The organism is Paenarthrobacter sp. YIM B13468, assembly GCF_042788025.1.
GTDB lineage: Bacteria > Actinomycetota > Actinomycetes > Actinomycetales > Micrococcaceae > Arthrobacter > Arthrobacter aromaticivorans.
Genome location: NZ_JBHZPI010000012.1, coordinates 67,256 through 81,751, shown reverse-complemented (window position 1 = coordinate 81,751; position 14,496 = coordinate 67,256). Strand labels below are relative to the sequence as shown.

Here is a 14,496-nt window from a genome sequence, read left to right as displayed (position 1 = left end):
GCCCGGTTGCCCTTCCGTCGGCGTGGGTCTACAGTTTGATCTGTACAGCAGATCAGTGTTCTGTAAAATTCCCTCGGCCGATGAGGAGCAAACCTCGTGACACCGCGATACCAAGAGTTGGTGGATGCGCTCTACACGCGCTTCAGCACACCGGTCACGCTCTTGGACGCGCACTTCAACATCGTGGCCTTCTCTTCCCAGCCGGCGCACCTCATCGACTCCTCACGCGCGGACGCGATCCTACGCCGCCCGCCTAAGCCGGAGGTGCGAGCCTATCTGGATACTGCCATGCAATCGACGGATGATCGTGGAAGGGTCAGCGCCAATGAGGCGCTCGGTCTCCTTGAACGGGTCTTCGTCAAGGTACACGCAAAGGGCCGCCTGATCGGATACCTGTGCATCATCGATCCTGAGCGCGCCGTCACTTACGCCGCCCTGGATGATCTCAGCGAGAACCTCAACGCTGTCGGCAACGAATTGCAACTGGACCGGATCACGCGAAACGGCGTCCGGGAGGCCGTTCCCAGCCTCCTGACCGGGCAGATGCCGGAACGAGAGATTGCGGCCGAGCTGATCGCCGCGAGGGCGCACGTCGGTTACGGCGCCTATCGCGTAGTGATCATCGACGCGGGCGCCAACCGGGCGGCCTCCTCCGAAGCGACGTGGGCGCAACTCTTTCACGCAGAGGTCGCTTGGGGCCGGATCGGTAGTCAGTGCGTGGTGATCGTGGGAGGTTCCAGCGATCACGTGCTCCGCCGCATCCGGCAGGGAGCGCTGGACGCGGCCGGCGAGCGACCGATCGCTGCGGCTGGCGGAGTGGTCGACCGGCTCGAGGACGCGCATCGGTCCTACAGGGAGGCCACCCTGGCGCTGCAGGTTCTCCGCAGCGAGGCGCTCGCTGCGCGGACCGTGTGCTGGGACTCGCTCGGCGCCTGGCGGCCACTACTGCTGCTGGGTCGCGAAGAAGCGCTCCGGTGCATAGATCCGCGAGTCAACGAACTCATCAGGACATCGACGCGCACGACTATCCGCCTTCTGCAGCGCTACTTGGAACGCGACTCCGACACCACCACTCTGGCACTCGACTTCCACCTGCACCGCACGACGGTGTACGCGAGACTTCGGAGGCTTCAGGAGCGGTATGGACTGTCCTGGGAGGATCCTGAGGACCGGTTGGTTTCGATCATCGGAGTGCGAATCGCCCTGCTCTATCCCGTCGAGCAGGAGCCGGATAAATTGCTGGACACCCAGAGCCTCCCGATTCGCGGAGTCTCCTGACCCTACTGTCCACCACCCGTGCACGCCGCGCGGGATCGAGTGGCTGATATCGAGATAAGAGGACGAAGGACATGACTGGACGCGTTGAAGGCAAAGTTGCATTCATTACAGGTGCTGCGCGCGGGCAGGGTCGCTCGCATGCAGTCAGGCTTGCCCAGGAGGGAGCCGACATCATCGGGCTGGACGTCTGCGCCAATACCGGGTTCGACTATGAGGCGTCCACCAGCGAGGATCTGGCCGAAACCGTGCGACAGGTCGAGGCAGTGGGGCGCCGGATGCATGCCGGCGTCGGCGACGTCCGTGACTACGAGTCCGTGAGCAGTGTTCTGGCGGCGGGGGTGGAGCGTTTCGGAAAGGTCGACATCGTCCTCGCGAATGCCGGGATCGCCAACTCGGGCAAGCTCTCGCACGAATGGAGCGACCAAGAGTGGCGCACGATGATCGACACCAATCTCACTGGCGTATGGAATACCACGAAGGCAGCAACCCCCTACTTTATCGAGCAAGGGACGGGCGGATCAATGGTCATTACCAGTTCGCTCGCCGGAATGAAGGGCGCCCGAGGCTGCGTCGGCTACGTCGCGTCGAAATGGGGCGTGCTCGGGATCACCAAGTCGCTTGCTCGCGAACTGGCGGAGTACCGGGTGCGGGTGAACGCGGTGAGTCCCACCAACGTCGAGACGCCGATGCTCGATAATCCGATGATGTACAAAGTGTTCCGGCCGGACCTGGAGGCCCCCACCCTCGACGACGCGATAGGCACGTACGCGACAATCAACCTTTGGCCCATCCCTTGGATCCAGCCGATCGACGTGTCCAACATGATTCTCTTCCTCGCATCCGAGGAAGGTCGATACATTACCGGCGCCGTGCTGCCGGTCGATCTCGGCGCGAGTGTTCTCTAGCCGTCGGTCATCACACGACATACATTGAGAGGAAGTTTATGACCATCATCAAAGACGCCCCCACTGAACTGTTCCCGGACCCATTGCCCCTTATAGGCAAGGGCCGACCTCGGTCGGTGAATGGGGGGTTGCACCAGCACATCTACCCCGCGACCGGCCGCCCGACGATTGAGGTACCTCTGGCCGGACCTGACGACGTGGATCACGCCGTCGCGACGGCCCGGAGCGCAGCCCGAGAATGGCGCGACACGCCACCGAATGTGAGGCGTCGGCTGCTGTGGCAACTTGCCAAGTTGGTCGAAGCGAACATCGAGGAGCTCACCGCTATACAGGTTGCGGAGAACGGCACTCCGATCGTTTCCGCAGGCCGGTACGCCAGTTCGGTCGTGGATGTGCTCGAGTATTACTCCGGGTGGCCTGACAAGCTGGTCGGTCAAGTCCATCCCGTGTGGCCGGTCGCCGCATTCGACTACTCAGTGCGTGAGCCGCACGGCGTTGTCGCAATCATCATCCCGTGGAACAGTCCCCTCTTCAGCGTTGGTACAGTGGTGGGACCGGCCCTGGCCGCCGGCAACACGGTGATCGTGAAGCCGCCGGAACTCACGCCTTTTACTTCGTTGAGGTTTGCCGAGTTGGCGCTTCAGGCGGGCATCCCGGCAGGCGTGGTCAATGTCGTTCCGGGCGGTGCAGCAGTCGGCGCCGCTCTCGTATCGCATGCCGGAATCGACATGATCCACTTCACAGGCAGCGGACGAACCGCAACGCGGATACTCCAATCGGCTGCTGAGAACCTCACACCGGTGGGCCTGGAGCTGGGTGGCAAGTCGCCCAACCTGATCTTCGCCGATGCTGATCTCGAGAGCGCCGCTGCTGCCGCCGTTCGCTACAGCTTCCAGAACGCCGGCCAAGGTTGCGTGAACGGCACCCGGCTCCTGGTTGAGGATGCGGTTTTTGACGATGTCGTGTCTTTGGTGAAGGAGCGCTCCGAGGACACTTATCGCGTCGGCGATCCGGTGTCTCCGGAGACGACGCTGGGCCCGGTGATCAATCAGGCCGCGGTCGATCGCATCCTCGGAATGATCGATCGTGCCAAGACATCGAGCGGCGGTCGCGTGATCAGCGGCGGTGCCCGGTATGGCGGCGAGTTCGCCGACGGGTACTTCCTGCAGCCTACCGTCATCGCCGACGTGGATCCACGCGCGGAGATCGCCCAAGACGAGGTCTTCGGCCCGGTTCTCTCGGTCGTCCGGTTCTCCGATGAGGAGCAAGCCGTCGCAATCGCGAACGACACGAAGTTCGGTCTGGCTTCGTACATACAGACGTCTGACATCACTCGCGCGCACCGTCTGGCGAACGAGCTCGACACCGGGATGGTGTGGATCAACGGGGCCGGCGGGCTACCCCCGTCGATCCCCTTCGGCGGCGGAAAAGACAGCGGTGTCGGCCGCATCGGCGGCCTTGAGGGCCTCCAGCTGTTCAGCCGAACCAAGAACGTGTGGATCGCACTCTAACGCGTCAACGATCGTCAGCCTGCTGTTCCTCGACGTCAACGATCGATTCGAAGACGAAGAGCAGCAGGGCTGACGACCGTTCTCCCATGCCCAGTGTCACTCAATATTCCAAACGAACTCAGAACGGACTCGGGGAAATCTCCAGATCGGTCCCGTCAGGCGGCGAGTGCTCGTCGATGCGGCCGAGCCGGCGACGGGCGCTTCGCCAGAGTCCTCGCGCCGACGATCGTATCCCTGGTGGGAACGTATCCCCGTTGCCGGATGATCGCCGCGCCCACAGACCGGTCCCGCCGGTCTTGCACGCATCAACGCGACAGGCGTAGGGCCGCTGCTGCTGACGATTGGGCCCTGCTCAAAACAGCGCGATAATTCTGCTATACAGATTGACATCCGATGTTGCAGAACGCTATTCTTCAAATCGGTAGTTGTTGAGCGCCGCAAACGATGAAGTTTGAGTGGTTGAAACGATGATCGTTACAAGGTGGGCACACCGGCCCAGAGGTGTTGCGGCCCTGCTTTGGGCCCCATTCAACTGCGGCTCTGCGTTTCTTCCGTAATCCAGCGGACCTTGCGTCCGCGAGAGAGGACCAGCTTGTGACTTCACCCCAAGCGCACAGTACGTATGAGCACGAATTCGCACGCTCTGTCGAGGATCCGGAGGGATTCTGGCGCGAGGCAGCTCAGGACATTGGATGGGTACGACCGCCGCAGCGGATCCTCGATGACACTCGCGCGCCGTTCTATCGATGGTTCGCCGACGGTGAGCTCAACGTCTCGTGGAATGCTCTCGATCGTCATGTCGAGGCGGGCCGCGGCTCTCAGGATGCCATCATCTTCGACTCAGCAATGACGGGTCAGCGCAGGCGAATCAGCTATTCCGAACTGCTAGATGAGGTATCGCGGTTCGCGGATGTGCTGCGCAGGCATGGCGCAGCACGCGGGCACCGCGTCATCATTTACATGCCGATGATTCCGGAAGCCGTCGTTGCGATGTTGGCATGCGCGAGGATCGGCGCCGTCCACTCGGTCATCTTCGGCGGTTTCGCCGCACCCGAGCTCGCCGCGCGGATCGACGATGCCCGCCCAAATCTCGTCGTTACCGCATCAGGCGGGATCGAACCTTCAGGGCCGATTGCATATCTGCCGATTCTTCGAAGGGCTCTTTCCCTTGCGAGCAACGGGAAGCAAGGTACTGTCCAGGCCGTGATCGTCAAGGAACGCGCGGAGGTGCCCGGAAACGCCATCGGACTGGACAGTGTGGCGGGAGAGGGCTGGCTCGACTGGAACAGCGAAATCGCCCAATCTCAGCCGGCGGCGCCCGTAGCTGTATCCGGAAGCGATCCGCTATATGTTCTGTACACCTCCGGGACGACGGGGCGACCGAAGGGCGTAGTACGGGACAGTGGTGGCTACGCCGTTGCACTGGCCTGGAGCATGCGCAACGTGTACGGGATTGATGCCGGAGACGTCTGGTGGACGGCATCCGATGTCGGGTGGGTGGTTGGACATTCCTACATCGTTTATGGTCCGCTTATCGTCGGCGCCACGACGGTGCTTTACGAAGGCAAGCCGGTAGGCACCCCTGACGCCGCGGCCTTCTGGCGTGTGATCGAACGGTACCGAGTGCAGGCGCTTTTCACAGCGCCCACCGCGATTCGCGCGATCCGACGCACCGACCCCGAACTGGAGTTGCTGGGCGGAATCGACGTGTCCAGCCTCGAGGCGGTCTTTCTGGCCGGAGAGCACTTAGACACCGAAACCTACCACTGGCTGGCTGACGCCTTAAGCGTTCCCGTCGTCGACCACTGGTGGCAGACCGAAACCGGCTGGCCGATCGTAGGAAACCCCCGCGGCCTTGGGCTCCTAGAGGTCAAGCCCGGATCAGCGACCGTTCCCATCCCGGGTTTCCAGGTCGAGGTTGTGGACGGCCGCGCTTCCCGCTGCGAGGCTGGGACCGCGGGGAACATCGTGGTGAAGCTACCACTTCCGCCCGGAGCCCTTATCTCCCTCTGGAGCGGCGAAGAGCGTTTCAAAGAGGCCTATTTAGATGCCTTCCCCGGCTATTACTCCACGGGCGACGGGGGAATGATTGATGAACACGGATACGTCTTCATCCTGGGGCGCACCGACGATGTCATCAATGTCGCCGGACACCGCCTGTCCACAGGCCAGCTTGAAGACACTGTGCTCACCCACCCGTCCATCGCTGAGGCCGCGGTGATCGGGGTACGCGATTCACTCAAGGGCGAAAGACCGTGTGCCTTCGTCACATTGAAAGCAGGACTTGAGACCAGTGATGATGCGGCGCTCAGGGACCAAGTCGTCGACCTGGTCCGCAACACCATTGGACCGGTCGCGTCATTCAAGGATCTGTTCGTGGTGCCAAGGCTTCCGAAAACGCGCTCGGGCAAGGTTCTCCGCAAGACGTTGCGGGAGATCGCGAACGGTGATGGCTTAACGGTGCCGGCGACCCTCGATGACTCCGACGTCTTGCAGGCGTTGCAAGCCGCCGTTACGACCAACACAAAGGCCGTGTCTCGATGATCTGGTCATCGCGACACGGAAGATCCCATCTCGAAATCCCGAAATCGAGATGCCACCAAGCGGAGCAAGAGGATGACCGCCGATATGAACCAGCGTCACGCAACAGCGCGTCTTGCCGAGCAGCGGATTCCCGCACCCCAACCAGATCGGTTGCAATGTCTTCGAATCCGCATTCGCTGAGTTCGCCGCTTTCCCTCAGGACTGGCCAGGCGAGCGAGTCGCAGACCCCACATCAACTTATGGAGCCATCATGACAGAGACCAATGAGACAAAAATCGGCCCGAGGTACGGTCGGGCTGTCATCATCGGAGCGAGCATCGCGGGCAGTGCCACTGCCGCCGCAATCGCACCGTACTTCGATAAAATCACCATCATCGATCGCGACCGGCTGCCTGAAGAGCCCGGACGCCGAACGGGTGCACCGCACAGCTACCAGTTTCACTCCCTGACGGCGGCCGGCCTCGAGAACCTGGAAGCTCTCTTCCCGGGCTTGACCAAGGATCTCACCGAACGCGGTGCACCGCATGTCGACCCCTCACAGGTGTTGCGATACCGCTCCAAGCGTGGGTGGTTCCCTCGCCAGCAGTCCGGCATGCGGCAATTGCGCGCGACTCGACAGTTGCTGGAGTGGTATCTGCGCAGCAAACTCCGCGAACTTGAGAACGTCGAAGTGGTGCAGAAGACCACAGCAACTGGACTAATCATCGAGAACGGACACGCCGTAGGTGTGCTCACTGAAGGCGAGTCCTCCGGCGAGATTCGGGGCGACTTCGTCGTCGACGCAAGCGGTCGCCCTTCCCTCACCCCCCACTGGCTGGAAGCAGCGGGCTATCCGCGACCGAAGGAGACAGTCGTCGATGCCCACTGGGGCTACACGACGATGTATCTCAAGGTTCCGGAGGATTGGGATCCGGGTTACTCCTCCATGCTCATCGCGCCAAGGATCGATGGCGATGGTCCCGCGGCCACACGGGGAGGATGTGTCGTCAAGCACGAAGACAATCTCGTCGTCATGACCGCGCAAGGGTGCGCCGGCGACTATCCGCCCCGCGATATCGAAGGTTTCAAGGATTTCCTCGGTAGCTTCGAGTCGAGCGAGTTCCTCGACATCGTCGAGAAATTTGAGGTCGTCGGTCCGATTCAGTCGTGGACGAATACCGCCGGTCGCCTCCGCGACTATGTGAACCTGCCTACCAGGCCCGAGAACCTGGTGGTCCTCGGGGATGCGGCTGCGGCACTCAATCCCGTCTACGGCCAAGGCATGAGCTCCGCCGCGATCGGCGCTCGAAAGCTGGGTACGGCCCTCAGGTCATACCAGGACGACGGAGCAACGACGCTAGACGGACTAGCAGAGAACTTTCAGAAGGATCTCGACTCCATCATCCAATTGTGCTGGAACTTCTCCACGAATGCGGACTACTCCATCCCGGGCGTGGAGATCGACGGAGTCGTTCAGGAAGGAACCAAGTCGGAGGCAGCGGAATACACCGACCGTGTCCTCGCATTGGCGACGGAAGAGCCCGAAGTGTCCTTGAAATTCCAGGAAACGGGCAACCTCGTGCGCGGTGGCGAGTGGCTTTCCGATCCTGAGTTGCGACAGAGGATCCAAGAAGACTGGGATCGTCTCGGAGCGCTGGGCAAGGGCTGAAGCTCGCCGCGAGACGCTTTTAGAAACGCCGTACGACGAAAGGAAACCAGACATGTCAGGAAGAGTCGAGGGCAAAGTCGCCTTCATCACCGGAGCGGCGCGAGGGCAAGGACGCAGTCACGCCATCCGTCTCGCAGAAGAGGGTGCGAACATCATCGCGGTGGATATCGCGGCCGAGATCCCGGACAACATGGCTCCCGGGGCGACAGGGGAAGACCTCAATGAAACCGTTCGGATGGTCGAGGCACTCGGTCGGCGCATCGTCGCCACGAAGGCAGACGTGCGCGACTACGACGCGCTCAAAACAGCGGTGGATGCCGGCGTGGCCGAACTGGGACGACTCGACATCGTTGTCGCGAATGCGGGCATCACCGGCCTAACACATCTTGGCGAGGATTTCCCCGAAGAGCAGTGGCAAACGATGATCGACATTAACCTCAGCGGCGCCTGGCACAGCGCGAAGGCGGCGATCCCCCACATCAAGGCCGGTGGTGGCGGCGGGTCAATCTTGCTCATAAGTTCTGCCGCGGGGCTTCGGGGTTTCCCGCGCGCGGCGCACTACTCCGCGGCGAAGCACGGCCTCGTGGGCTTGATGCGCACGCTCGCGCTCGAGCTCGCCGGAGATTTCATCCGCGTGAACACCATCCACCCCACGCAGGTGAGTACCGAGATGATCCTCAATGACAGCATGTACCGGCTCTTCCGTCCGGATCTTGAGAATCCCACGATCGAGGACTTCCGCCCGGCATCGCAGTCGCTCAATGCCATTCCTGTCCCATGGGTTGAGCCCGTGGACATATCGAACGCGGTGCTCTTTCTTGCCTCGGACGAGGCACGCTACATCACAGGCGTCGCGCTGCCCGTCGATGCCGGCGCCGTAATCAAATAGGACAAGGAAAGGGAATATCATGACACGATTGTCAGGGAAAGTAGCCATCATCACGGGAGCGGCGAAAGGCCTGGGCCTAGCCGCAGCACAACTCTTTGCTGCGGAAGGCGGCCGCATCGTCCTCTGCGACATCTCTGAACCCGATCTGGCGGAAGCCGTTGACAGTATAAAGGCGGCCGGTGGCGACGCAATCGCTGTTCGCCTGGATGTGACCTCTGAGGACTCGTGGAACCACGCCGTCACTCGAACACTCGAGGCCTACGGTTCGATCGACATCCTCGTGAACAACGCGGGCATCATTATTACCAAGGGCGTTCTGGAGACCGAACTCGACGAGTGGAATAGGGTTCTGGGAGTCGACATCACCGGTGTCTGGTTAGGTGCCAAGCATGTCATCCCTCACCTGAAGGCTGGAGGGGGCGGATCCATCGTGAATGTCTCGTCCGTCGCCGGTATTGTGGGCGGGTTCGCGGGAGACGGTGGCAGCGCCGCTTACAGCGCCTCAAAGGGCGCTGTGCGCTCGCTCACGAAGCACATTGCCCAATGGTTCGCGGGGGACAACATCCGCTCAAACTCTGTGCACCCTGGTCCGATTTTTACGCCGATGTTTGTGCTGAACGGGATACCTACGCGCGAGGCCGCTGGGGAGATCTTCAGGGGTTACGTGCCACTGCCTCCGCACGTGGGCGAACCGCAGGATATTGCTTACGCGCTGCTATATCTCGCCTCTGACGAATCCAAGTTCGTCACCGGCGAAGAACTGATCGTCGACGGCGGTCTCGTGAGCCACTGACCCGAGACCAGCGACTGGCGCAGTGGAGCCTGGAGCCGGAGAGAGCGCTCCGCTGCGCCCTTGCATGTCGCTCAATAGATCAGTAACGGGCCACACCCTCTTGCCCCAGTGAGATACCTCCGCCTGATCTCAGTTGTTCCAAGGGCGACTGGTTGAACGTGGGCGGGCTTCTTTGCCAGTGGCAGGGTTTCCAGGTCGGCTGCCAGAGCCAGGATGTGGCGTGAGACTGCCTGGGTTTGATCTTTTTGAAGGCGGCTTTCATGTGGATGACCAAGCGTTTGCGCATCCTTTCGTGCCTGACCGCGCGTTGGTGAGGCGTGGCGAATGCGTCGTGTTTCTCGGCGACCTCGCCCCCGTGGCGCTGTTGGAGACCAGCTTCTGCTGAGGCAGTAGATAACTGGTGAATACCCTGTCCAGCGCCCAGATTTCGTTGAGGTTGGCCAGAACAGCGGCGCTGTCGAAGCGCAGTTAGTCGACCAGCTCCCGGACCCGGAACCATTTTTCTGCTCCGCGTGTGCGCAGTCGTTCTTGTTCCAGGGCCGAGACCCGATGAAGGTGATCTGACGGGCGCGGCAGTAGTTTGATCAGGAGCTAGTGGATGACCTCCGAACCGTCGTCCGAGCTAATCCGAATCGATCCCGATGATCGGGACGGGACACCGCCGTGACGTGCTCCAAGGCTTCGAAGACCCATCTGGCGGCCTTGTTTGGCAAGTGTCCACGCGGTGGCGATATCGATCACCGTGAAGGTTCAGCAGAATTCACCGAAGCTGTTGCCATCTGGTGACCGACCAGATCGATCTCCTCGAACCCCGGGACGGCGACCGTCTCGTTGGGCCGGGTGTGGATCGAAATCTGGGGCTTGAGCAGAGTCCCGGCTTGGTCTGGGACCGTCCCTGCGGGATCAGTTTTCGCCCGTTCCCCGCCAGTCTTCCGGTCGATAATCGCTGAGCTCAAGCTCCCCATCTCGGCGCAGCAGTTGCACCAGCACCGGCAGCATAGGGGCCAGAAGCCTGGCCGACGTGGGCTTAGGGATTTTCAACACCAGAGCCTCCCGCAGCGCGACCCTGAAACAGTCGCCGTGCCAGCCGGTCCACTTGGCCAGCGCTTCAAGAATCCAGGACTTCCCCGCACGATCCGCGCCCCCTGGGCCAAGGCCTCCTTCTTTTTCGACACAGCTTGCCGCATACGCGGTCAATACCCCCACCATTCCGTCACGCGGGAGGTTTTCAAATGAGGCAACGCGGACACTTGACAGTCGCGGTGATCGCCAAATATGGTCGTATTGTTCTTCTAGATCGACTACCTATCTGTATTACAGAACAGAATCGGGGAAACAGTGACTGACATCCTTCCCGTCGCACCCTCGGACGCGGGAACGCTCGGGCCCCCACGCGACTGGTCATTATTCATCGGGAATAAGTTCGTTCCCTCCGCTGGCAAGCGCATTCCAGTCATAAACCCGGCAACAGGCGAACAGATCGGCACGATCGCCGATGCGACCGCCGAAGACGTAGACCATGCGGTGGAGGTTGCAAGATCCGCGCAGGTCTCGTGGGCGCGTAAGGCTCCCCGCGCGAGGGCAAATCTGCTCCTGCAAGTCGCGGAGGTCCTGGAGGCTCACGCCGAGGAGCTCGCTCTGATCGATTCCGTCGACAACGGAAGTACGCTCCGCATGATGCGCGGCGACATCGCACTCGGCATCCGGCAAATCCGGTACCTCGCCGGGCTGACCACGGAGCTGAAGGGACAATCGATCCCCACCGATGAGCGCGACAGCCTGGACTTCACCATTCATCAGCCCTTTGGTGTGGTTGGCAGGATCGTGCCCTTCAACCACCCATTCATGTTCGCCGCGTCCAAGGTAGTCGTACCCCTTGCCACCGGCAACACAGTGATTCTTAAGCCGTCAGCGGAGACCTCGTTGTCCGCTCTGCGGTTCGCAGAACTCGCCGCGCAAGTGCTCCCACCGGGCGTCCTCAACGTGCTAACCGGTCGCGGAAGCCACGCCGGGGATCTGCTCGTGCGCCACCCCGACGTCCCTCGCATCGCTTTCACGGGCAGTGTCGAGGTGGGTCTGCAGATCCAGCGTTCTGCAGCGACCAACCGAGCCAAAGTCGTTACCCTTGAACTCGGTGGTAAGAATCCGCTGATTGTATTCGCTGACGCCGACCTGGACGCTGCAGTTGGCGGTGCCGTGCGTGGGATGAATTTCACTTGGCAGGGCCAGTCGTGCGGTTCGACCTCCCGGGTGTATGTCCACCGCAGTCTCTGGAGCTCATTCATCGAGCGCATGGGCCGCCAGCTGGAGGCGATGCAGGTCGGCGATCCACTCGATCCAGCATCCGATGTCGGCGCAATCGTCTCTCGCAAGCAATACGATTCGGTACGCGGCTTCCTGGAGGAAGGACTCGCCGATCCGAACGCTCGCCTCGTCACAGGCGGCCTGGAGGACAGATCGAGTGTGGGCACCTTCATCCGGCCGACCTTGTTCGCCTTCGATGGAGGGGGCAGCAGATCGCGCTTGGTGAACGAGGAGATCTTCGGGCCGATCGTGGTCGCGATGCCCTTCGACGACTACGACGAGGTGATCGAAGAGGCTAACCGCCTCGACGTCGGCCTCACAGCGAGCGTGTGGACAACGTCGCTGGCTACCGCCATGGCTGCTACCCGCGACCTGCAAGCAGGATACGTCTGGGTCAACCACAGCGGACAGCACTTGCCGGGCGCTCCGTTCGGCGGCATGAAAGACAGTGGTATTGGCCGCGAGGAGAGCTTGGAAGAGTTCTACTCGTATGCCCAGCAGAAGAATGTATATATCAACTATAGTGAGAGCGGTGCTCGAAAGTGACCGAAACGTACGACGGAATAATCATCGGATCGGGACAACACGGCTTGGTGCTGGGCAGCTATCTCGCCAAGCAAGGTCTGAAGATCGCGGTCCTCGAGCGACGGATGATGTTCGGGGGAGGCCTCAGCACCATTCAGCCGGGCCCCCCAGGCTTCTACCAGAACCCGCATTCGATTAATCACTTCAACCTCACCGAGACTCCCTGGTATAAGGATCTCGGGCTTAGCGCGAAGGTCAAGTACGCTACTCCGCGATACGACTTCGCCCAGCCTCACGCTGACGGCACGTCCCTCGTTTTCTCCCGTGACGCGGAGGAAACCATCGCCTCGATCGGCCGCTTCTCGCAGAAGGATGCTGAAGTCTTCCGCGACTGGAATAAGCGCGCCGATGCCATCAGCAACGCAATCTTTCTTCCCGAGCGCTTCTCCGAACCGTTGCCAGAGGCAGAGCGCACCGCACTCCTGGAGACTTCGAAGCTCGGGCGCGACTTCCTCGAGATCATCGAGCATCAACCGATCGACCTGATGAACAACCTGTTCGAGAACGAGCGTGTGCGGCTCCTGATGCTCTTTAAGCTCTCCCTGTTCGGTACGGTGCTTTATGACGCGGTGTCGGAACGTAGCCCGATGGGTGCGGCACTCAGAGGATTTGATCTTGCGGCCGGATACCAGGTGGCCGTCGGGGGGAGCTGGAACCTTGCCCGTGGGTTGATGGAGACGTTCATCGCTGCAGGAGGTACGTTCATCAATCACGCACAGGTCGACCGGATCGTCGTTGACAACAATCGCGCGACGGGTGTCGAGCTGGCCGATGGCCGGCGACTTCGCGCGCGCCAGTTCGTCGCGAGCACGATCGATGTTCCGCAGACCTTCAATCGCCTGGTTGGCCTCGACCAGCTGCCTTCTGACTACCAGGAGAAGGTTAAGAAATTCAAGCAAACCGCGTGGACACTGTTCGGATTGCACCTCGCGCTCAAGGAAGAGCCCTCCTACATCGGCGCCGACTTCGACCCGAACATCAACCGTGCGCTGAAGTACAACATCGGCTGCGAGTCGGTCGATGAACTGTTCGAGCTCCACTCCCAGGTAGCAGCGGGGCGGGTGCCCGACCCTTTGTCGTTCGGAACAGGACACATCACACAGTTCGACCCTTCCCAAGCCCCTGACGGCCAAGCAACCGCATACGCGTGGCTCGCGATGCCTTACGCGCCAGGAGGTGCTCCTGAGAACGTCGAGTCCATGAAAGAAGAGATTACCGACAAAATCATGGACAAATGGCGGGAGTACGCACCCAACCTCACACCCGACAACGTGTTGCATAAGTACGTGCACACTGCGCACGACTACAGTCGCGACATCACCAACATGGTGGAAGGGGACATCTTCATGGCTTCTTTCGCCGGCGACCAGACCATGTGGAACCATTTCGGCTACCGCACGCCTATCGAGGGGCTTTATATGGCGGGATCGCCTACCCACCCCGGCGGGGCTATCTCAGGCGGGGGAGGCTATATCTCGGCCAAAGTCATCGCTGAGGATCTCGGGTTGACACCTTGGTGGACTCCGGTGGACGCCCGCTCGGCCCTCGAGTCGATTAGGGACTAGTACTGCAGTTGCGCTTATTTTCTCTGCGGTCGGGGCGCTTAGTCTGTGTTCGAGCATGCGGATGTGTTAATCCTGGGCGGTGGGCGATGATATTTGCGTGGCGGCCATGGACATGCTCCGCGTCCTGGACGCAGGAGTCCCGGCAGCCTGGGTAGCAGGGGACGGTCTACGGCCAGTACCCCTGCTACGCGGCCCACGGAGAAACGCGGCCTCCATTGTGTTCGCCTCTCGGTGTCCCAGCGCGTCATTGTCAAGGACGGAATCTTTGCTGGCACCGAAAGCCAACCGATGCTGCCGCGGCTGACCTCGCACCGGCCGCGTGGCGGCGCAGCCGGTGCGAGGTGATGGCTGCGGAGCAGCTCCGTGTCACTTCCGCAGGAATGGGTCGCGCTGTCGCCTGGCCCGCACCGTCACGCACGTCGGGTACCAGGTTGTCGAGGCCGCGCGGATGAACGCCCGCTCCGACCGCGTTAT

General features: G+C 61.4%; 10 protein-coding genes. 9 read left to right on the top strand and 1 reads right to left on the bottom strand.

Annotation, left to right across the window (positions count from 1 at the left end):
• The first annotated feature begins 96 nt into the window (after nucleotides 1–96).
• The 7 genes from ACFX4T_RS12960 to ACFX4T_RS12930 all read left to right on the top strand — a co-directional run bounded on the left by ACFX4T_RS12960 (nucleotide 97) and on the right by ACFX4T_RS12930 (nucleotide 9,568).
• On the top strand, nucleotides 97–1,278 hold the full coding sequence (locus ACFX4T_RS12960) for a PucR family transcriptional regulator (RefSeq protein ID WP_377652230.1): 1,182 nt from the start codon (nucleotides 97–99) through the stop codon (nucleotides 1,276–1,278).
• A gap of 71 nt (nucleotides 1,279–1,349) precedes the next feature.
• Nucleotides 1,350–2,183, top strand: coding sequence for a mycofactocin-coupled SDR family oxidoreductase (locus ACFX4T_RS12955; RefSeq protein WP_216926653.1), 834 nt, complete (start codon nucleotides 1,350–1,352; stop codon nucleotides 2,181–2,183).
• A 38-nt stretch (nucleotides 2,184–2,221) separates the two neighbouring features.
• Entirely contained in the window at nucleotides 2,222–3,694 is a 1,473-nt protein-coding gene (locus tag ACFX4T_RS12950) for an aldehyde dehydrogenase (RefSeq protein ID WP_216926652.1), read from the top strand.
• A gap of 594 nt (nucleotides 3,695–4,288) precedes the next feature.
• Nucleotides 4,289–6,238, top strand: coding sequence for an acetate--CoA ligase (locus tag ACFX4T_RS12945; RefSeq protein WP_377652229.1), 1,950 nt, complete (start codon nucleotides 4,289–4,291; stop codon nucleotides 6,236–6,238).
• Between the two features lie 250 nt (nucleotides 6,239–6,488).
• Entirely contained in the window at nucleotides 6,489–7,886 is a 1,398-nt protein-coding gene (locus ACFX4T_RS12940) for an NAD(P)/FAD-dependent oxidoreductase (protein WP_216926650.1), read from the top strand.
• Nucleotides 7,887–7,938: 52 nt separating this feature from the next.
• On the top strand, nucleotides 7,939–8,775 hold the full coding sequence (locus tag ACFX4T_RS12935) for a mycofactocin-coupled SDR family oxidoreductase (RefSeq protein ID WP_377652228.1): 837 nt from the start codon (nucleotides 7,939–7,941) through the stop codon (nucleotides 8,773–8,775).
• 19 nt (nucleotides 8,776–8,794) lie between these two features.
• Nucleotides 8,795–9,568, top strand: a complete 774-nt coding sequence (locus ACFX4T_RS12930) for an SDR family NAD(P)-dependent oxidoreductase (RefSeq protein WP_216926648.1) — start codon at nucleotides 8,795–8,797, stop codon at nucleotides 9,566–9,568.
• Between the two features lie 903 nt (nucleotides 9,569–10,471).
• On the opposite strand, the gene ACFX4T_RS12925 is transcribed toward ACFX4T_RS12930, so the two are convergent.
• Nucleotides 10,472–10,765 (bottom strand): hypothetical protein, encoded by a 294-nt coding sequence (locus ACFX4T_RS12925; protein WP_377652227.1) that lies wholly within the window; start codon nucleotides 10,763–10,765, stop codon nucleotides 10,472–10,474.
• A gap of 141 nt (nucleotides 10,766–10,906) precedes the next feature.
• Between ACFX4T_RS12925 and ACFX4T_RS12920 the strand changes: the two genes are divergently transcribed.
• Both ACFX4T_RS12920 and ACFX4T_RS12915 read left to right on the top strand, forming a co-directional pair.
• Complete coding sequence (locus ACFX4T_RS12920; RefSeq protein ID WP_377652226.1) at nucleotides 10,907–12,418, top strand: aldehyde dehydrogenase family protein; 1,512 nt, start codon at nucleotides 10,907–10,909, stop codon at nucleotides 12,416–12,418.
• Complete coding sequence (locus ACFX4T_RS12915) at nucleotides 12,415–14,022, top strand: NAD(P)/FAD-dependent oxidoreductase (RefSeq protein ID WP_216926644.1); 1,608 nt, start codon at nucleotides 12,415–12,417, stop codon at nucleotides 14,020–14,022. The genes ACFX4T_RS12920 and ACFX4T_RS12915 overlap by 4 nt, the downstream gene beginning before the upstream one ends.
• The last annotated feature ends 474 nt before the right edge of the window (nucleotides 14,023–14,496 follow it).